Here is a 19549-nt window from a genome sequence, read left to right as displayed (position 1 = left end):
TTAGTGGCTTAGGCTTTTTTTAGCATCGGGACTAACGATTAGCCAAACGGAAAGCAGAACGATCAGAGATCCTACTAAGAATCCGCTGGAAATCGTTTCATCGAGGACTAAAAAGCCCCATAACACAGCGAAGGGAGGTACCAAGAATGTAACGGTGAGCGAGCGTAACGGACCAATGTCAGCGATCAATCTAAAATACAGAATATAGGCTAGAGAGGTGCATACAAAACCGACGGCCAGCAGGCTGATCCAAACATCACCTTGAAGCCAATCAATGCTGGGGCCAGATGAAAGGTTCCAGATCAAAAAGGGGGCGAGAAAAATGGTCGCGCCTATTTGACTGCCAAACGCCACTAACGTTGGATCCAGCCCGCCCTGCTGGGTTATCCATTTTCGAGTAAGAAACCCCGCAAAGCCGTAACCAATAGTGGCTATGATGCAAGCAGTAACGCCAATATAAATGTTACCAACGATATTTGAATCACCCACAGTGGTAATAACTGTGATACCGACAATTCCTAGCGTTACTCCCAGCCATTTTTTTATAGTTAAACTCTCGCTAAAGATAAAAAAACCAATCAGGGCACCTGTTAAAGGCGTTGTCGCATTTAGAATCGCTGAATAGCCAGCAGGTAGTAATATTGCTGCTATGCTGTACATAAGAAATGGTATGCCAGAGTTAATGGCACCTAAAATCAAAATTTTGCCTAGTTTACCTCTGAACGCCATGCTTTTACGTATGATAACGATGATAAAAGCCAAACCAATGAGGCCAAAAAAGACTCTAAAAAATGCTGTGTTGACTGGGCCTATCGCCGGTGAGGCGATTCTCATAAAAAGAAAGCTAGCTCCCCAGATAGCTGCTAGCGTCAGTAGTCGTATATAGTCTATTGCTCTCATTTTGTGCCCCATTTCAATGTTTCCCATTAGCCAACAGTCCTCGGCCAGACCCTGGAGCTTTGCCCCATGGCGTTCAGTATTGCTTCCCGTTAGTGTGAGAAAAACCCGTTTCTTGCTGTCTTTGTATTGAGCACACAATAGGCACAGCTATGACGTATACAGATTTGTTTGAAAACGACGACATGAAGTTGATTAATCTGCTTCCACAGGATGGGGCGGCTTATTACCACGGCAAAATCCTGGATATGGCTACAGCCGCTAGGTATTTAGATAAATGCATTAGCGAACTAAGGTGGGAGAATGATCGCGCGTTTATTTACGGCAAAGAGATCGTTACAAAGAGGAAAATAGCCTGGTATGCAGATAAGCCGGTTTCTTATGCCTACTCCGGCTACACAAAAATGGCGTTGGTGTGGCCGGACTTTTTGCGTGAGCTTAAGCAGGTCGTGGAGAGCCACTGCGGAGAGGTGTTTAATTCGTGCCTGGGTAATTTTTACAGCTCAGGCGCGGAAGGCATGAGATGGCACAGTGATGCTGAAAAAGACCTTGTCGAGAATGGGGCAATCGGGGCGTTGACCTTAGGCGGCGAAAGGAAATTCTCGTTTAAACATAAACAAACAGGGGAGAGTGTGTCGCTTACCCTAGAGCACGGCAGCTTGTTAATTATGCAAGGTACTACACAGCAAAACTGGCTACATAGTCTGCCCAAAACCAAGAAAGATATCGAGCCGCGGGTGAGCCTAACCTTTAGGAAAATGCGCTTCTGAGCTGCTCTGGCTAGCCGCCCCGTGAGGGGCGGTAATTTGTTAGGCTTTATGCGACGCGTGTCTGCTCTGTGGTTTTTGCAGTGACTTTGGGGAAGCGTCGCCAGTGGCGGGGGTGGGCGAATAAGCGTTGCCCGCGGCGTAGCGCCAAGTGTTCAAAGTCAGTGTGGCGCACGGTAGCAAGCCAAGGCTGGGCGAGCCAATCAGCCTCTAGCTCCACGCGTACTTCGGCGCCCACTGGCGAGATCGCCGTGATGGTGACGGGCAGATGGCTCTCCGAGGTCGGCTGTTCGGTCAGGCCTAGCGTTTTAAATGCGCGGCGGCGTGCGCCAACGGGTCAGCGTCGCTATGCGGGAATAGCCCTGGATATGGTGTGGGATCATTTCCTGGCTTGGGATACGGCGGGGCAGGCGCATCAAGAAGCGATTCTTGAGCGTTGTTATCGGCTGCTCTCCGCCCGCACCGCGCCGAATCGGCTAGCCGGTATGATGCCGATTCTCGTCGAGCAGGACTGGCTAAGAGGCTACGCTGACTTTGCGTTTGCCTGCCGGGCCGTGGCCGGAATTGGGCGGCGTTTGTCTGGCCCTAATCAGTTGGCTGCTTTAGTGCCTTGGCTATACGACGATTATCATGCATTAGAGGGCGATTTCCAGACACTATGGCCCGCTCTTATGGCTGAATTAAGCCACCAAGACAGACCCCCATCATAAAGAGTTATTCCGTGACAAAGAGGTAGCAGGATGGAAACCGCGATGCGCGAACGTTTTTGGGAGCGCTTTACCCTTGAAGAGCTGACACCCCAGGAGTGGGAAGCGCTATGTGATGGCTGTGGTCAGTGCTGCCTGCTGAAGTTGCACGATGAGGACACCCAAGAGCTGGCGGTGCTCAATGTTGCCTGTCGTCTGCTGGATACCCACAGCTGTCAGTGCAGTGATTATGCTAACCGTTTTGACAGCGTGCCAGACTGCACCCAGCTGACGCCTGCGTTGGTTAAAGAGTTCACCTGGCTGCCGCAGAGCTGTGGCTACCGACGGGTGGCGGAAGGGCGCAAGCTGGCGGGCTGGCATCCGCTGTTAAGCAATGACGCCGAGCGGGTTCACCGCAAAGGCATCAGCGTGCGCAGCTTTGCGGTGTCCCAAGACGAGGTGCCGGAGCAGCAATTAGAGTCGCATATTATTGCCGTGCTGCCGATGTAGTTCCCTTCGAGCACTTTACTCGGAAGTTGAAAATAATTGCGAGTGCAGTCCCAGCGCCCAAAGAATGAACGCGTCTTGGCGGGCGGTATCGCGCCACGCTTTGAATCGACCGGATGCGCCGCCGTGGCCACTGCTCATATCGGTACGCATCAAAATCGGCGCTGAACCCTGCTGCAGTTGCGCCACCTGAGCATAAAACTTGGCTGGCTCCCAGTAGCTGACCCGGGTATCGAACCAACTGCCCTCAATCCATAGGGCAGGGTATGCCTGCTCTTTAATGTTATCGATAGGCGAGTAAGCGGCTATTCGCTCGGCGACCTCTGGTTCTTCAGGGTTGCCCCACTCGCTGTACTCCGCAGTGGTTAGAGGCAGCTCCGGGTTCTGCATCGTGCGCAGTACGTCTAAGAAGGGCACATCTAGCAGCGCGGCGCAGAACGCGTCAGGCGCACGGTTGATGCAAGTTCCAACCAGTAGCCCGCCGGCGCTGGCGCCATAGGCCACGACATGCCGCGGATCACTAACGCTTTGCTCAACCAGTGCCTCGCGAGCTGCCAGGAAATCATGAAAGCTGTTTTCCTTATGGGCCATCTTGCCGTTTAAATACCAAGGTTCACCGCGTTCACCGCCACCTCGCACGTGAGCAACAGCAAAAGCTGCGCCGCGCTCTAGTAACTCTAACCGGGCGATAGAGAACCAAGGGTCTAACGCCTCGCCATAAGCGCCGTAGCCATACAGCAGCGTGGGTAAAGGCTGATCCGCTAGATCGGCACGCATGACGACTGACACCGGCACCTGCTCACCGTCATGGCTGGTGGTCCATAGGCGCTTACTGATTAATTGCTCAGGCTGAAGATTGCCGTAAACGGGCACACGTTTGAGCAGCGTGCGTTCGCCGCTGGTGAGATCAAGTGCGAACCAGCTGGGCGGCTGGGTAAACGACTCTTCGCGCAAGTGCAGTACCTGGCTATCAAAGTGTGGTGCATCTTCCAGTAGTTGCGAACATGGCTGTTCGGGCAGGGTCAGGTACTCATCCAGCGTGCAGGCATGCTGCGCGTCAAACACTAATCGCCTTAAACGCACCTGCGCTAGGTCATGATCGCGCTCACCCAGCATCAGCCCCCAGGAGAACGCATCAACGCCTTCAAGCGTAGCCTCTTCACGGTGAGCGATTAAAGTTAGCCAACCTAATTGGCGCTGGCCAAGCTGGCTTTCCGGTAGATAATCAAGCTGGAAGTGAGCACCTGCTTGATTATGCAGTCGGTAAAAGTTGCCCGGGCGGTGGTCAATGCTGTACTCCACCCCCGCTTGGCGCTGCTGAATGCACCGCGGCGTCTCGGCAGGGGTTTGTGCAGGCAGCAAATGAATTTCGCTGGTGTCCTTTGAGCCGCTTTCGAGCAGCAGCCAAGATCTTGAACGCGTTTTGCCAATGCCAATCCAGAACTCCGGATCATCCTCACGCAGCACCAGCTCAGGCGCTAGTGAGGCGCTGGGAGTGTCCAGGTTTAGCAGTATGCGCCATACGCTATCGGGGCGCTGGGTGTCATCAAAGCGGGTAAAGAGTAGGGTGGCTGTGGTGGCCGTTTGATCTTCTGCCCAGCATAGGCCAGCGCCAATATCGCTGAGCAGTTGAACGGGTGATCCGTTAGGCAAGGCTTTCAGCCAGAGCGTAAACCGTTCATCCCCTTGGGTATCTTCTGTCCATGCTAGCCACTGCTCGTCGGGTGAAAGCGCCATGTCACCCATGTCGTAAAAATCGTGCTCGGCAGCGCGGGCGCTAACATCGAAGAAGCATTCATATTGTTCAGGTTGGTTATTGGGGTGACGCCACCAGCTTGGGTAGTCGTCTTTGGCACCGGTCTTACTCCAGAACGTAAAGTGGTCCAGTGGTGTCTTAAGGCTGGTAATGGCCAATTCGCGCCGCGCTAGATGGCTCTGGTATAACGCTTCTTCTAGCGGGGCTAGCGGGATAAACCAATCGGCTTGTTGCTGGTTGGCGGCTTCTAAAAAGTCGCTCACTTCAGTGTTTTCGCGCTCTTCTAACCAGTGCCATTGCGGGTCATTAGCGCGATAATAGCGCGCAGCGGGTAAGCCTGATTGTATGCCTAGCTGTGCTTTCATAAATTGATAGGTACCATAACGGGAAATCAACGTCGGGTGAGTTCACCCACATGAGGGGTATTATGCTGTTTGCAAATTCAACGTCACTGCTGTGGTTGAGTTATTACGGTCTGTCGCTGTTAGTGATTGTCGCGGTCTACTTTGCGCTCACTTTTTTGCCTCGTTTACCACGCTTAGTGCTGACCTGGGCAGTCGCTGGGGCGATATGGGCACCCGCTAGTTTCCGATTGCCGCTAATAGAAGAGGGTGAATTCTATACCGGTTGGGCACCTTCGGCGATGGTGGCGGCGGTTGGCTTTTTAGAAAATAACGGATCAGCGCTGCGTGGCGGGCTGATGTGGCTGGTGTTGGGTATGGCGCTAGGCGCGCTTATTGGTGTCGCCCTTTGGTGGTGGCGTCGTTCGAGCAATGCTGAGTACGTGACACAAGAAGAGGAGCCTAATGATGACCAGCCGCCTTCTCGTCGTCGTGAACCGGTGATTGGTTAATGAGCCCCTTAACCAACTGTTCGGCGTTAAAACATGTGTAAAGCGTATGTGTGAACTGCTGGGTATGAGCGCCAATGTGCCCACCGATATCTGTTTTAGCTTTTCGGGTTTTTTGCACCGCGGTGGAGGCACCGGCCCCCACCGCGATGGTTGGGGAATTGCCTTCTACGAAGAGGGTGGTTACCGCGATTTTCGCGATCCCCACCCCTCCGTCGATTCCCCCATCGCGCGGCTAATTTGCGACTATCCCATTAAGTCTAATGTGGTGATTAGCCACATTCGTCAAGCGAATGTGGGCGGCGTAAAGCTTGCCAACACCCACCCTTTCACCCGTGAAATGTGGGGGCGACCTTGGTGCTATGCCCACAATGGCCAATTAAGTGGCTGGGAAAGCCTAGCATTAGGAAACTACACCCCGGTTGGCAGCACCGATAGCGAGCACGCCTACTGCTGGTTAATGGGTGAGCTTCGCCGCGAGTTTCCTGCCCCGCCAGCAGACCCCACAACGTTGTGGGAACGGTTGCATCAGCTATGTGAGCGACTCAGGGCATTGGGCGTATTCAATATGCTGCTCTCTGATGGCCGCTATTTATATACGTTTTGCGCCACCAAGCTGGCTCACATCACCCGCTGCGCGCCTTTTGGCGATGCGGAACTCTCCGATGCAGAAATGACGGTAAATTTTGCCGAACACACCACCCCAGACGATATCGTTTCGGTCATTGCCACTGAGCCGCTTACCCATAATGAAGCGTGGCAACGTATGGTGCCAGGAGAGCTATTGGTTTGGCGGGATGGAGAAATCCAGGCGCGATACTGTCCATAAAGGGTGTCCATAATAGACTTAGTGACTTACGTTAATGGTAGGAACCATGATTTTACCTACCCAGTACTAGGGCTAAAGTTGAAACGTAAGTTTCAATCGATCGTTTTACAGCCTGTCGTGGGTCGTATATTGTTGGGCGTCTGTACTTTGTGACACCTGTACTTTGCGACATTAGCCTAGCGACAACAACAAGGTCGGTGAGCACGCCGACATTGATAGCGGAGATTGCCCATGAGCGAACACGCCAACGCCGCCGTTTTACGTGGCCCAGCGCTTGAAGGGTTGGATCAATATGATTCAGTCACGGATGTTTTTCATACCGCAGTAGAACGTTTTAAGGACAAACCTGCATTTTCCTGCATGGGGAAAACGCTAACCTTCGCCGACCTTGACCGCCTGTCAGCAGACTTCGCCGCATGGCTTCAACACGAAACCGACCTTGTCCCCGGAGATAGGATTGCGATCCAGCTACCTAACGTACTGCAGTTTCCGGTGGCGGTATTTGGCGCGCTTCGGGCGGGGCTGGTGGTGGTGAATACCAACCCGCTATATACCGAGCGGGAAATGGCCAACCAGTTCAAGGACTCCAACGCTAAAGCCATTTTGATTTTGGCCAATATGGCCGACAAGCTGGAGAAAGTGCTCGATAAAACAGATATCAAACACGTTTTAGTCACCCAGCTAGCCGACTTACACGATGTTCCCAAGCGCTGGTTAATCAATGCAGTGGTCAAGCACGTTAAGAAAATGGTGCCTGCTTATTCACTGCCCAGTGCGGTGGGTTTTCGCGATGCATTGAAAAAAGGTGCCTCGCTAAATCACACTGAGGTTAAGAGAAGTCCCGACGATTTAGCTGCGCTTCAATACACCGGCGGCACTACGGGAATGCCGAAAGGGGCGATGCTTACACATCGCAACTTGATCGCTAATATGCTGCAGGCACGCGAAGCCATTGGGCCTCATCTAAACGATGGTGAAGAGCTGATCATTGCACCGCTGCCGGTCTATCACATCTACACGTTTACCGTTAACTGCTTATTTTTGATGGAAACGGGCAACCACTCTTTGTTGATCACCAATCCTCGCGATTTGGATAGTTTTGTCAAAGAGCTCAAAGGGTTGCCATTCACCGCTTTCATCGGCCTCAATACCCTGTTTAATGCGCTATGTAATCGGGACGATTTCAAACAGCTCGATTTCTCTAAACTAAAGCTAACTATCTCAGGCGGTATGGCGCTCACCAAAGCAGCGGCGCAGCGCTGGGAACAAACCACCGGTTGCCCGATTGCCGAAGGTTACGGCCTAACGGAAACATCACCTATTGTAAGCTTCAATCCCACCGATGCGATTCAGTTGGGCACCATTGGTAAGCCGGTTGCGGGTACCGCAGTCAAAGTAGTCGACGCGGATGACAATAATGTGCCAATGGGCGAGCCTGGGGAGCTGTGCGTTCAAGGGCCACAGGTGATGAAGGGTTACTGGCAGCGTGAAGATGAAACGCGGGTTTCTATTGATGAAGATGGCTGGTTCCACACCGGTGATATCGCCGTGCTGCAGGATGATGGCTATATTCGCATCGTGGATCGTAAAAAAGACATGATCCTGGTCTCCGGCTTCAATGTTTATCCTAACGAAGTCGAGGATGTGGTAGCTGCCCACCCGGACGTTCTTGAATCGGCAGCGGTGGGTGTGCCGGACGAAAATGCTGGCGAAGCGATTAAGCTGTTTGTGGTGAGCAAAAATAGCCAGCTTGATGAGAAAACACTGCGTGACTGGTGCAAAAAAGAGCTAACCGGCTATAAAGTGCCTAAAATCATCGAGTTTCGAGATGAGCTGCCCAAAACCAACGTGGGCAAAGTGCTCCGCCGCCAGCTGCGTGATGAGGAACCCTCAAAAACCTGACCGTTAAATGACGGCTCGGCGCTGTGGTTAGGCGTCGAGCTGCTGAAAGCGTTACACTATAGAACTGTACTAAGAAACTTTGTATAAGACCCGCTCAATTGAGCGGGTTGATTTTTTATAGCTCAAAATTAAATGTCTCTTGTTAAATGCCCAAGTGAATGGAAGCCGACTCAATCGTGACCACCGACACATCCCCAGCCCCCACCGATAGCCAACGTCTCGCGTCGCTGCAACAGGCGGCTGGGAGTGTGATGCTGCGCGATGCAGAGCGGCTGGAGCGTCGCTTGGCGGGTTTATACCGCCGTCAGCGCGACAACAAGTCCATCAGCCGTGGTTTGGATGAAGTGCAGCGTGAGCTCGATCGCTCTCAGCAACAGCTTAGCCTGCGTGAAGCCCAGCAAGTCGCGCTTAATTATCCGCCCGAACTACCGGTAGTTGAACGCAAAGAAGACATCGTTAACGCAATACGCGATCACCAAGTGGTGGTGGTGGCAGGGGAGACCGGTTCAGGCAAAACCACCCAGCTACCTAAAATGTGTCTGGAGCTTGGACGTGGTCGCTGTGGTTTGATTGGTCACACCCAGCCGCGTCGCTTGGCAGCCCGCAGCGTTGCAGGGCGTTTGGCTGAAGAGCTGCAGGTCTCTCTCGGCGATCAAGTGGGTTATCAGGTGCGCTTCACCGACCAGAGCAGCCCGAGTACGTTGGTTAAATTGATGACCGACGGGATTTTGCTTGCCGAGACCCAGCACGATCCGCTACTGCTACGCTACGACACCATCATTATCGATGAAGCCCACGAACGTAGCCTGAATATCGATTTTCTGCTCGGCTATTTAAAGCGTTTATTACCTAAGCGCCCCGACTTGAAGATCATCATTACCTCAGCGACGATTGACGTCGATCGCTTTGCTAAACACTTTGGCACTGCGACAACGCCTGCCCCGGTCGTGGAAGTCACCGGCCGCACTTATCCTGTTGAAGTGCACTATCGTCCGCTAACACGTGACGACGAGGATGAGGAAGACCGCACGCTGCAAGAGGGAATCCTGCACGCGGTGGGTGAGATCGAAGCTATTGAGCGTGAGAAAGGCTGGCTGCATGGCCCCCGGGATGTGCTGGTATTCTTACCCGGCGAGCGTGAAATTCGTGAAGCCGCCGATATTCTGCGCCGTGCCGATCTAAAGGGTACCGAGATTCTGCCGCTTTACGCTCGGCTCTCCAATGAAGAGCAGAATCGTGTGTTTGCGCCACACCGAGGGCGGCGTATCGTGCTGGCCACCAACGTCGCGGAAACTTCGCTAACGGTGCCCGGCATTCGCTATGTGATCGACCCAGGACTGGTGCGTATCAGTCGCTATAGCTACCGCTCCAAAATACAGCGTCTACCGGTGGAAGCGGTGAGCCAAGCCAGTGCCAATCAGCGTAAGGGGCGCTGCGGCCGGATAGCCGAAGGGGTGTGTATTCGCCTCTACAGTGAAGAGGATTTTCTATCCCGGCCTGGTTTTACCGACCCCGAAATTCAGCGCACCAACTTAGCGTCGGTGATTCTCTCGATGCTGGGGCTTAAACTGGGTGATATTGAGGCGTTTCCGTTTGTAGATCCCCCCGATAGCCGCTTTGTTAAAGATGGTTTTCGGCTGCTGTTCGAGCTGGGTGCCGTCGATGAGCGACAGCATCTCTCGCCACTTGGCCGCAAGCTGGCACGGCTACCGATTGACCCACGCCTGGCACGTATGGTGTTGGCGGGCGCCGAATTCGGCAGCCTGCGCGATGTACTGATCGTGGTGTCGGCGCTGGCTATTCAAGACCCGCGTGACCGGCCTGCGGACAAACGACAAGCCGCCGATCAAGCCCACCAACGCTGGCACGATCCGGATTCAGATTTTGTCGCCTTGCTGAACCTCTGGCACGGCATCGAGAACGCCCGGGAGGCGCTGTCGGGCAATCAACTGCGCCGCTGGTGCCGCGATCACTACATCAACTACCTGCGCATGCGCGAGTGGCACGATACCTTCCGCCAGCTGCGTCAACTGCTGCGAGATATGGATATCGACGTACCCGCGCCGCCTGTACGTGATGAAGAAGAGAGCGAAGAGCAGGCTAAGCAGGCACGACGTAAAACCTCCGGTAAAGTCCACCAGGCGCTGCTTTCAGGGCTACTCTCCAATTTGGGTACGCTGGTGGAGAACCGCGAGTACCTTGGTGCCCGCAACCGCAAGTTTATGATCCATCCTGGTTCAGGGTTAGCCAAGAAGTCGCCCAAGTGGATCATGGCGTTCGAGATGGTAGAAACCTCCAAACTGTTTGCCCGCACCGTGGCCAAGATCGACCCCCAGTGGATCGAACCCCAGGCGCAGCATTTGGTTAAGCGCAGCTACAGCGAACCGCATTGGGAGATGAAACGCGCCCAGGTGGTGGCCTTTGAGCAGGTCACATTGTTTGGACTGCCGATCGTGGCGCGGCGCCGGGTGCACTACGGGTCAATCGCACCCCAAGAGTCCCGGGAGCTGTTTATACGCCGGGCGCTGGTGGAGGGGGAGTTTCACACCAAAGGGGTCTTTTTTGCCCATAACCGCGCGCTGATTGATGAAGTCGAAGCGCTGGAAGACCGTGCTCGGCGGCGGGATATTCTGGTCGATGAAGATACGCTTTTTGATTTTTACGACCAGCGGATCCCGGCGGAGATCGTTAACGGCAAGGGCTTTGAGCACTGGCGCAAACAGGTCGAACAGCAAGAGCCGCAATTACTGCATTTCGATATTGATTCGCTTAAGGCACGGGATGCTGATGACGTTACCCAGGCTCAGTATCCTGATCATTTAGTTCTGGCGGGCGTTGCGTACCCGGTAAGCTACCACTTTGACCCTGAAGCCGAGGATGACGGTATTACCCTGACCGTTCCCGCCGCCATGCTGCCCCAGGTGCCGGTGCATGCAATGGAGTGGCTGGTACCTGGGCTGTTACGCGAAAAGTGTATTGCGTTGCTGAAGTCGCTGCCAAAAAGCATTCGTCGCCAGGTAGTGCCGATCCCCGATTGGGTGGATGCCGCGCTGGAAACCCTGGTGCCTGATCAACGCCCGTTAACCGAGGCGTTAGGAGAATTTATTCGCCGCCGCACATCAACGCGGGTGCATCCGGACGACTGGCGCTTGGATTTGCTCGAACCGCATTTGATCATGAATATTCGCGTGGTGGATCATGCGGGCGAAACCTTAGGCCAGGGGCGTGATCTGCGCGCTTTAGAGCAGCGTTTTGAAGCAGCCGCCAGCGCTGGTGCCCAGGCGCTGGCCGAACAGGTGAGTTCTGAACCTGCTGTTGCTGGCTTGCCTAAAGCGCCATTGCCTGCCTCTCGCGTGACCACCCAAGCAGGCATTCGTGTTGAGGCGTATCCTGCGCTGGTCGCTGAAACCAGGGGGGGCGAAGCCAGCGAATTTAAGGTGGCGCTGTTTGATCACCCGGCGAAGGCGGATGCCGCCCACCAGGAAGGTATCGCCCGGCTGGGCATTGCCAAGCTACCCGAGCAAGTGAAAGCGATTAAGCAACTGCCCGGTGTTGAGAAGTGCGCGCTGCTATTTGCCAAAGTAGGCAGCAAGCAAGCTCTGATTGACGATCTGCTGCTAGCGGTGTTTACCCAGGTCGTCGCTCAGCACCCGCTGCCGCGCTCAGAAGGCGAGTTCAGTGAGCGACTGACCGCTACTCAGAGTCAGCTCGTTGAAGAAGCCAAAGCATTGCTGGTTAAGGTGGAAGCCGCACTGCAAGGGCACTTGGCAGTCAGTAAGGTGCTAAAAGGTAAGCTCAATTTTGCCTTGGCGCTGGTGTACAGCGATGTTAGTGCGCAAATGCAGCGTTTGGTTTATCCAGGGTTTATACGCGATGCGGGCGAGTGGCTGGATGAATATCCACGCTACACCGAGGCGGCGCTGCTTCGGCTCGAAAAAGCCGCTCGTGAACGTGGTCGCGATCAAATGATGATGCAGGATGTTCAGGCATTAGAGGCCCGTTTTGACGCCCGTCGAAAAAGTGAGCGGCGAGGGAGTGTCGAAGACCCGACGTTAGTGAGCTTTGGCTGGTGGTTGCAAGAACTCAGGGTGTCGCTCTTTGCACAGCAGTTGGGTACCCGTATGCCCGTATCGGTGAAACGCCTAGAAAAGCGTTGGCAAGAGATTATCAGCGTTTAGCAAGTGGTTGAAAAAGGTGCTGGAAAAAGCGCTATTTTACGCACACAGTAACGTGATGGGTTCGTCGCAGGTTATGCGCTAGCCAACAATGGCCAGCCACGTCGGCAAGCCGCTTAAAGGAGATTGGCATGACACATGTGGTGATTACCGGTACAGGACTCTATACACCGGAACACGCCATTGATAATGCGGCCCTGGTGGCGGCATTTAATGCTTGGGTAGATGGTGAGAATGAGCAGCACGCCGAGGCCATTGCGCGAGGAGAACGCGAGCCGCTGGCACACTCGAGTAGCGAATTCATCGAAAAAGCCTCCGGTATTAAGAGCCGCTACGTGCTCGATGCATCTGGCATCCTTGACCCACAGCGTATGCGGCCTAAACTGCCGCGGCGGGGCAATGACGAGCCCTCGCTTCAGTGTGAGATGGCGACCGAGGCTGCACGTCAGGCACTGGCCGCCGCTAAAGTGGATGCCGCTGATATCGAGCTAGTGATTGTTGCCTGCTCAAATCTAGAGCGTGCCTATCCTGCCGTGGCCGTTGAAGTGCAGCAAACACTGGGAACAAGTGGCTATGGGTTTGATATGAACGTGGCCTGCAGTTCAGCCACGTTTGCTTTGGAAATCGCGGCAAATGCGATAGCCTCCGGTAGCGTTAAGCGCGCACTGGTGGTCAACCCTGAGATCTGCTCAGCGCATCTTAATTTTCGAGACCGTGACAGCCACTTCATTTTCGGCGATGCTTGTACCGCTGTGGTACTAGAAAATAGCGCTGTTGCCGTTGCTGATGAGCAGTTTGAAATCCTCGGTACGCGTTTGGTCACTAAATTTTCCAACGCGATTCGTAACAATGCGGGTTTTTTAAATCGCGTGACGGATAGTGATCCGCTGGCTTTGGATAAGCTATTTGTGCAGGAAGGGCGGCGGGTATTTAAAGAAGTTTGCCCAATGGTGGCCAAATTGATCACTGATCATCTGGCGTCTTTGGAGCTAAACGGAAGCGACCTTAAACGCATGTGGCTGCACCAAGCTAACCGGCATATGAACGATTTAATAGCTCGTAAAGTGTTGGGGTATGACCCAAGTGAAATCCAGGCACCGATCATTTTAGATCGTTATGCAAACACCAGCTCAGCAGGCTCCATTATTGCCTTTCACCTCCATCGCGAGCAGTTCAATCAGGGCGATATTGGCGTGATTTGTTCATTTGGAGCTGGCTATAGCGCGGGCAGTGTCGTCATCCGTCGGGTGTAGGTTTCTGTCAACGTGCTGCAGAATTGTAAAAAGGAAATTGTCATGTGGCAGTGGTTAAGTAACGACAAGACAACGCTTTCGTGGCGCTCAAAAGGGTTGCCGCTACTGCTGGTGGCGTTATTAGCAAACGGCGGTTGTGCCAGTACCCAAACGGCAGAAAACACCAACCCTGACGACCCATGGGAAGGCTTTAACCGTAAAGTGTTTGCGTTCAACGACGTACTGGATCGTTACGCGCTTAAGCCGGTGGCAAGAGGCTACCGCACGCTTACCCCTGATCCGGTGGAAACAGGGGTAGGTAATTTTTTCTCCAATTTAGGCGAAGTACGTACCGCGCTTAATAGCGTGCTCCAGGGTAAGCCTGCTAATGCGGGCCTTGCTACCTCGCGCTTTTTGATTAATTCCACCGTGGGCATTGGCGGGTTGTTAGATTACGCAACGCTGATGGAAGTTACCGCGGATAAAGAGGATTTTGGCCAAACGTTGGCGGTATGGGGCTGGGATGATTCACGCTACTTGGTGCTGCCTTTCTTAGGCCCCAGTACGCTACGTGATACCACGGGCTTACCTGCTGACATAGCCGCGTATCCGGTTACCTACGTAGAGGACGACACTGTTCGCATAAGCCTGACAGCGCTCAGCTTGATTGACACCCGAGCGGGGTTGCTCGACCAGGAGGAGTTGATTCGCGGTGATCGCTACCGCTTTATTCGTGACGCTTACTTACAGAGCCGCCAGTTCGAGGTGAGCGATGGAGAGTTGGGCGATGACCCCTTTGCCAGCGATACCTTCGACTTTGATGATAGCGATTTTGATGACAGTGACTTTGAAGACAGCGGCGCTGGTGACGACGGCATTGGTGGCGAAAATAGCGCCGATTGAGGCTTATGATGGAGCATTCTAAGCAGTTGATCGCGGTGATCGACGAGCCGGGTCGAGAGCGCGATGCGCTGGCCGAAGCGATTACCTGCGACGGTATGTCGGTATTTGCTGCTGAAGATATCGACCACTTGCCTGCAGATACGGCGCTGATTGTGGCGCATGCCAGAGCCGTGCCGCGCCAGCAGTGGTCGCAGCTTACGCGACGCTTACCAACGCTGGTTGTGAGTGACTCGCGCCAGGATGCTGACCTTATCAAAGCCATTGACGTTGGGCTGGTGGATTATATCGTCCACCCTCTACGCCATGCCGAACTGCTGCGGCGAATGATCCGTAAAGCCGTCGAGCTAAATGATTTGGCCCTAGAGCGTGAGCGTGATCACGAGCGTCTCGCTGAGTTAAATGAGAGCCTTGAGACGCATTTAGCGCTACTGCGTATGGATCAGCAAAGTGGCGGCCATATCCAACGGCGTTTACTGCCGCTGCGACCCAAAATCATCAACGGGGTCTATTACGACTACGTATTTGCGCCTTCGCTCTATCTGTCCGGTGATTTTTTAGACTATCAACGCTATAACGAGCGTTATAGCGCCTTCTATTTTGCCGATGTGTCGGGCCATGGCGCGTCGTCGGCCTTTGTCACCGTACTGCTCAAATATTTATGTAATCGTTGGCTGAGTGAGTGGGATGGTCAGCAGCCGGAAAAGCTGCCGCCGGATTGGCTAAAGGCGATGAACCGGGAGTTGCAGGGTACGGATATAGGGAAACATGCCACCTTATTTGTCGGGGTTATTGACCATGAGGCGCATACTCTGCACTATTCGCTCGGCGCTCAGCTTCCCATGCCACTTTTAGCAGCAGGAGGAGAGCTAAGACGTCTTGAAGGCGAAGGAATGCCGGTAGGCCTTTTCCCCGATGTGGAGTATCCTTCGCTTAGCTGTGCGTTGCCGAACGACTTTTGTTTATGGCTTTGCTCAGATGGTGTATTGGAATGCTTGCCGGGTAAAACGCTCGACACGCGGCTCAAGGAGCTTGAGCAATTAGTAAGCGAGAGTGTCACGCTTGAGCAGTTGCGCGACCGGCTAGCAGAGACCAATGCTCTCCTTGCAGAAGGGGACGCAGAGTTCGATGCTAACCAGGAACGCGATGCTTTACCCGATGATCTAACAATCATGATGGTGAGCGGATTTGGTCATGCTGATTGAAGAAGGCCGCATTAAAGCGGCGTTCGATTCTGGTGTTTTTGTTTTAAAGCTGTGTGGCGATGTGCGTTTAACGCTTTGCGCGACACTCGATACCCAAGCCCAACGTCTCGCTGAGACACCGGGGTTGCGTGCCGTACTGATTGACCTGCGCGAAGCCACCAACGTGGATTCAACTGCGCTGGGTTTCTTGGCTAAGGTGGCAATGGCAGTAAAAGGGCGCTTAGAGCAGCCACCGACCATTATTGTCGATAATGATGACGTTCGAAAAATGCTTGACGTGATGGGTTTTGCGCGCTTTTTCACTCTGATGGAAGCACCTATTCAGCAAGCCACAACGCTTAACGATGCTCTCGAAGAGTTACCTGAAGAGCCTGCCGATGAAGAGGGGCTCCGTGACCGCATCCTCGAAGCGCATCGTATTTTGATGCATATGAACGAGCATAACCGCGAGCAGTTTCAGCCGCTGGTTGATATGCTTGAGTCGCAAGACGCCGCCACACATCAATAAGCATTCATCTTTAATCTGGTTTGACTTTCCTCACGCTATCGCAGTGAGTGATTCATCGTTTTCATCTACTGCGATAGCGCTGTGCCTATAGCGTTTAGCCCCGACAAGGGTCTTAAAATCGGCTATGATTAGCGGCCTATCTATTCCCGCGCGTTCGTTATCGCCGTAAGGAGACCCATGCATCTTAATCCCCGCCGCGTAGCGTTGCTAGTTGCCGCCAACACGGCGCTTGCCCCCTTTGCGATCGACGCCTACCTACCTGCGATGGGAATAATCGCCGAAAGTATCGGCGCAAGTATTCATCGCACTGAACTTTCCATTAGCGTGTTCTTGTTTGGTTTTGCGCTGGGCCAGCTCTGCTTTGGGCCGCTTTCGGATCGCATGGGCAGAAAGCCTGTACTCCTGGGCGGACTAGTGGTGTTTATGCTGGCAAGCCTGGCTATTACGATGGTCGACAGCTTGCCTACACTGCTGGCCTGGCGGTTTATTCAAGCGCTGGGGGGCGGGGCCTGCGTGGTCAACTCGGCGGCAATTGTGCGCGACTGCTTTAGTGGGCGCGAGGCCGCTAAAGTAATGTCCACCATGGCGATGATTATGATGCTGGCACCGTTGGTGGCGCCCGCCGTGGGAAGCCTATTGTTGCATGTGGCCGGTTGGTGGTTAATTTTTGTTTTCTTGGCTGTTTATGCAGGCTTTTTACTCTGGCTGTTAGGAACGCGACTGCCTGAAACTCGCGATATGTCGCTTCCTGCGGCGTCACCGCGGCAGGTTATTCGCAATTACGCCAGCGTGCTCAAACATCGTGAAGGGATGGGCTATATCTGCGCAGTAGCCGCTTCCTTTGCCGGCCTTTTTGCCTTTGTAACCGCTTCGCCGTTTCTCTATCTCGACTATTTTGGTCTATCGCCAGGTACCTATCCGCTCGTGTTTGGTGTCAACGTACTGGTCATTGCGCTCTCCAACCGCGTCAATATTCACCTGCTGCGTAAACGCACGCCACAGCAAAATCTACGCTTGGGGCTGCTTATACAGTTAGCGGCAGCGCTAGGGTTAGTAGTAGTGACGGCGTTAAATATCGCGTCACTCATGGTTGTTGTGCCACTGATTATGCTGTTCACCGGCATGATTGGGCTGATTACCCCGAACGCAATCTCTTCATTGTTGGATCATTTTGGTCATATTAGCGCTACTGCAACGGCGCTGTTAGGCGGCATCCAGTTTACCTGTGGTGCTCTCGCGGGGGTGATGGTCGGATTGTTTGAAGTTGAGCACCTATGGCCAATGGTGCTGACCATGTTGGGCGCCGCTTTGTTGGGAAATATCGGCGTACGCAAATTAACCAAGGCGCCCGTCATAAGTGATTCACAGGGATGAGTCGTAGGCATGAGCAATAAGAATGAGCAGCAGTGATGGATAGCATGTTGGCTTGGGTCAATATGCCGATGAGTACTTGGTTAGCCTGCGCAGCCGTGCTGCTACTGGGTGCCTTTGTTCAGCGGGCAACCGGTTTCGGTTTGGCCGTGATCGGAGCACCATTGCTGCTGATGCTTGAGCCACGATTGGTGCCGGTCATTTTAGTGCTGTTTGGCTTTACCGTTTCGTTAATGATGGTGCGTCACTATTGGCATGAGGTGCGTCTGGATTCCATTGGCATGGCGTTAGTGGGGCGCCTGCCTGGCAATGCGCTGGGTATTTGGCTGCTGCTCGCCGCGCCGATGTTTTTGTTAGAAAAGCTAATTGCCATCATCGTACTGTTTGCTGTGCTGGTGACGTTGTGCCGCTTTAAACTGCCGGTTAATCGAGTAACGCTATTCGGCGCCGGTGTGTTGTCAGGTATCTTTGGCACCGTTGCTGCCATCGGGGGCCCGCCCATGGTGATATTGATGCACGGCTTGCCTGCTGATCGGGTGCGGGGAAATCTGGCGGCCTTTTTCATTTTGACCTCAATGCTGACCATTATGACTCTCGCCTTCGCTAATCAGATTCAGCTCTGGCATTTTCAGGTTGCCCTTACCTTTCTCCCTGCGGTACTCGTAGGTAATGCAGTGGCGGACGCCATTGCTCATCGCTTGGATAGACGTTTACTGCAAGGCGCTTCGCTAGCATTGTGTACCTTGGCGGCACTGGGTTTACTGCTGTAAACGAAAGCGAATTCCTCATGTAGCAAAAATTCTTTCATGTATTACTCACTGTCATGAAGTTGTCATGGAACCAGTGCAAGGTATGCCTTGCGAAGGTTAGATCCCTACATGAACAGGAGTTTTTCGCATGAACCGTATTCTAAAAACCACCGTTATCGCGGCTGCTGTAATGAGCGTTGCCGGTGTTGCCCAAGCCCGTGATCAAATCCGTATCGTAGGCTCCAGTACCGTTTACCCGTTTGCCAGCTACGTAACTGAAGAGTTCGGTGCCACTACCGGCAACCCGACGCCTGTTATTGAATCAACTGGTTCGGGCGGTGGTTTGCGTCTGTTCTGTAACGGTGTTGGCGAAGGCACGCCAGACATTACTAACGCTTCACGCCGCATGAAAGTCGCTGAGTTTGAGCGTTGTGAAGAGAACGGCGTTACCGATATCACCGAAGCTAAAATCGGCTCTGACGGTATCGTTTTAGGCCAATCCAACGAAAATGACGTTGTTGACCTGACGCTTGAGCAGATTTTCATGGCAGTAGCCGCCCAGGTGCCGGTTGATGGTGAGTTAGTTGATAACCCCTACACTAACTGGAGCGAAATTGATTCTTCGCTGCCAGACCGTGAAATCTCCATCTATGGTCCGCCAACGACTTCTGGTACCCGTGACGCTTTTGAAGAGCTAGTACTGGAAACTGCATCGCTTGAAATGGATGTTTACGGCGAAGAAGGCTACACCGATATTCGCTCTGACGGTGTTTACATCGACGCTGGCGAAAACGACAACCTGATCGTTCAGCGCTTGAGTGAAGATACCGGGGCAATGGGTATCTTTGGCTACTCATTCCTTGAAGAGAATACCGATTCCCTGAACGGTGCTACCATCAACGGTGTTGCGCCAGAGCCCGAAGCAATCAGCTCAGGTGACTACCCCGTTGCGCGTTCACTGTGGTTCTACGTGAAGAACCAGCACGCTGAAGAAGTACCGCCGATGGCTGACTACGTCGATATGTTCATGAGCGAGATGATGATTGGCGCAGATGGTTACTTGAAAGATATCGGCTTGATCGTTCTGCCTGAAGAAGAGCGCGAAGAGTGGCGTCAGGCTGTAGCAGATCGCACTACAATGTCAGTAGACGTTCTTAAGTAAGTCGTTAAGTTAGAAATGAAAGTGGCCGGCAGCGTAAGCTGTCGGCCTTTCAT

Annotated in this window: 16 protein-coding genes and 1 pseudogene; 14 read left to right on the top strand and 3 right to left on the bottom strand. The window is 53.5% G+C overall.

The annotated features are described in order from the left end of the window. The gene (locus tag ACXUPB_RS13735; protein WP_472952930.1) at window positions 1–927 is read right to left on the bottom strand and encodes a DMT family transporter; all 927 of its coding nucleotides are present in this window, start codon (window positions 925–927) and stop codon (window positions 1–3) included. A gap of 122 nt (window positions 928–1049) precedes the next feature. On the opposite strand from ACXUPB_RS13735, the gene ACXUPB_RS13730 reads away from it, so the two are divergent. Next, entirely contained in the window at window positions 1050–1667 is a 618-nt protein-coding gene (locus ACXUPB_RS13730; RefSeq protein WP_472952928.1) for an alpha-ketoglutarate-dependent dioxygenase AlkB family protein, read from the top strand. 46 nt (window positions 1668–1713) lie between these two features. On the opposite strand, the pseudogene ACXUPB_RS13725 reads toward ACXUPB_RS13730, so the two are convergent. Further along, window positions 1714–1962: pseudogene (locus ACXUPB_RS13725) on the bottom strand (TOBE-like domain-containing protein); the annotation flags it as partial. Here ACXUPB_RS13725 and ACXUPB_RS13720 point away from each other — a divergent pair. Both ACXUPB_RS13720 and ACXUPB_RS13715 read left to right on the top strand, forming a co-directional pair. Beyond that, window positions 1919–2374: an ACP phosphodiesterase gene (locus ACXUPB_RS13720; RefSeq protein WP_472952926.1), complete on the top strand. Its 456-nt coding sequence runs from the start codon at window positions 1919–1921 to the stop codon at window positions 2372–2374. The pseudogene ACXUPB_RS13725 and the gene ACXUPB_RS13720 sit on opposite strands and share 44 nt — an antisense overlap. A gap of 30 nt (window positions 2375–2404) precedes the next feature. Next, window positions 2405–2860 carry a YcgN family cysteine cluster protein gene (locus tag ACXUPB_RS13715; RefSeq protein WP_472952924.1) on the top strand — a complete coding sequence of 152 codons (456 nt, stop codon included), beginning with the start codon at window positions 2405–2407 and terminating at the stop codon, window positions 2858–2860. Between the two features lie 15 nt (window positions 2861–2875). Here ACXUPB_RS13715 and ACXUPB_RS13710 read toward each other — a convergent pair whose 3' ends face one another. Beyond that, on the bottom strand, window positions 2876–4978 hold the full coding sequence (locus ACXUPB_RS13710) for a S9 family peptidase (protein WP_472952923.1): 2103 nt from the start codon (window positions 4976–4978) through the stop codon (window positions 2876–2878). Between the two features lie 62 nt (window positions 4979–5040). Between ACXUPB_RS13710 and ACXUPB_RS13705 the strand changes: the two genes are divergently transcribed. From ACXUPB_RS13705 to ACXUPB_RS13655, 11 genes are all read left to right on the top strand, one after another. After that, window positions 5041–5466: a hypothetical protein gene (locus ACXUPB_RS13705; RefSeq protein ID WP_035563309.1), complete on the top strand. Its 426-nt coding sequence runs from the start codon at window positions 5041–5043 to the stop codon at window positions 5464–5466. A gap of 46 nt (window positions 5467–5512) precedes the next feature. Beyond that, window positions 5513–6292: a class II glutamine amidotransferase gene (locus ACXUPB_RS13700; RefSeq protein ID WP_179917004.1), complete on the top strand. Its 780-nt coding sequence runs from the start codon at window positions 5513–5515 to the stop codon at window positions 6290–6292. 231 nt (window positions 6293–6523) lie between these two features. Continuing rightward, complete coding sequence (locus ACXUPB_RS13695; RefSeq protein WP_035563314.1) at window positions 6524–8194, top strand: AMP-binding protein; 1671 nt, start codon at window positions 6524–6526, stop codon at window positions 8192–8194. A 158-nt stretch (window positions 8195–8352) separates the two neighbouring features. After that, entirely contained in the window at window positions 8353–12372 is a 4020-nt protein-coding gene (gene hrpA / locus ACXUPB_RS13690; RefSeq protein ID WP_472952920.1) for an ATP-dependent RNA helicase HrpA, read from the top strand. 128 nt (window positions 12373–12500) lie between these two features. Then, window positions 12501–13622, top strand: coding sequence for a beta-ketoacyl-ACP synthase III (locus ACXUPB_RS13685; protein WP_035563317.1), 1122 nt, complete (start codon window positions 12501–12503; stop codon window positions 13620–13622). A 42-nt stretch (window positions 13623–13664) separates the two neighbouring features. Beyond that, window positions 13665–14504 carry an MlaA family lipoprotein gene (locus ACXUPB_RS13680; protein ID WP_472952917.1) on the top strand — a complete coding sequence of 280 codons (840 nt, stop codon included), beginning with the start codon at window positions 13665–13667 and terminating at the stop codon, window positions 14502–14504. An 8-nt stretch (window positions 14505–14512) separates the two neighbouring features. Further along, the gene (locus ACXUPB_RS13675; protein WP_179917017.1) at window positions 14513–15706 is read left to right on the top strand and encodes a PP2C family protein-serine/threonine phosphatase; all 1194 of its coding nucleotides are present in this window, start codon (window positions 14513–14515) and stop codon (window positions 15704–15706) included. Further along, window positions 15696–16214, top strand: a complete 519-nt coding sequence (locus ACXUPB_RS13670; RefSeq protein WP_008959515.1) for an STAS domain-containing protein — start codon at window positions 15696–15698, stop codon at window positions 16212–16214. The genes ACXUPB_RS13675 and ACXUPB_RS13670 overlap by 11 nt, the downstream gene beginning before the upstream one ends. Window positions 16215–16391: 177 nt before the next feature. Beyond that, a complete protein-coding gene (locus ACXUPB_RS13665) occupies window positions 16392–17588 on the top strand; it encodes a multidrug effflux MFS transporter (RefSeq protein WP_008959514.1) in 1197 nt (398 codons plus the stop codon). Between the two features lie 35 nt (window positions 17589–17623). Continuing rightward, a complete protein-coding gene (locus ACXUPB_RS13660) occupies window positions 17624–18355 on the top strand; it encodes a sulfite exporter TauE/SafE family protein (protein ID WP_008959513.1) in 732 nt (243 codons plus the stop codon). Between the two features lie 127 nt (window positions 18356–18482). Then, entirely contained in the window at window positions 18483–19496 is a 1014-nt protein-coding gene (locus tag ACXUPB_RS13655; RefSeq protein WP_472952915.1) for a PstS family phosphate ABC transporter substrate-binding protein, read from the top strand. Window positions 19497–19549: the final 53 nt, after the last annotated feature.

Source organism: Vreelandella sp. DA03-1M, from assembly GCF_055725665.1.
The sequence above is the reverse complement of the archived record's forward strand: the minus strand, read 5'-3'. Positions and strand labels throughout refer to the sequence as shown.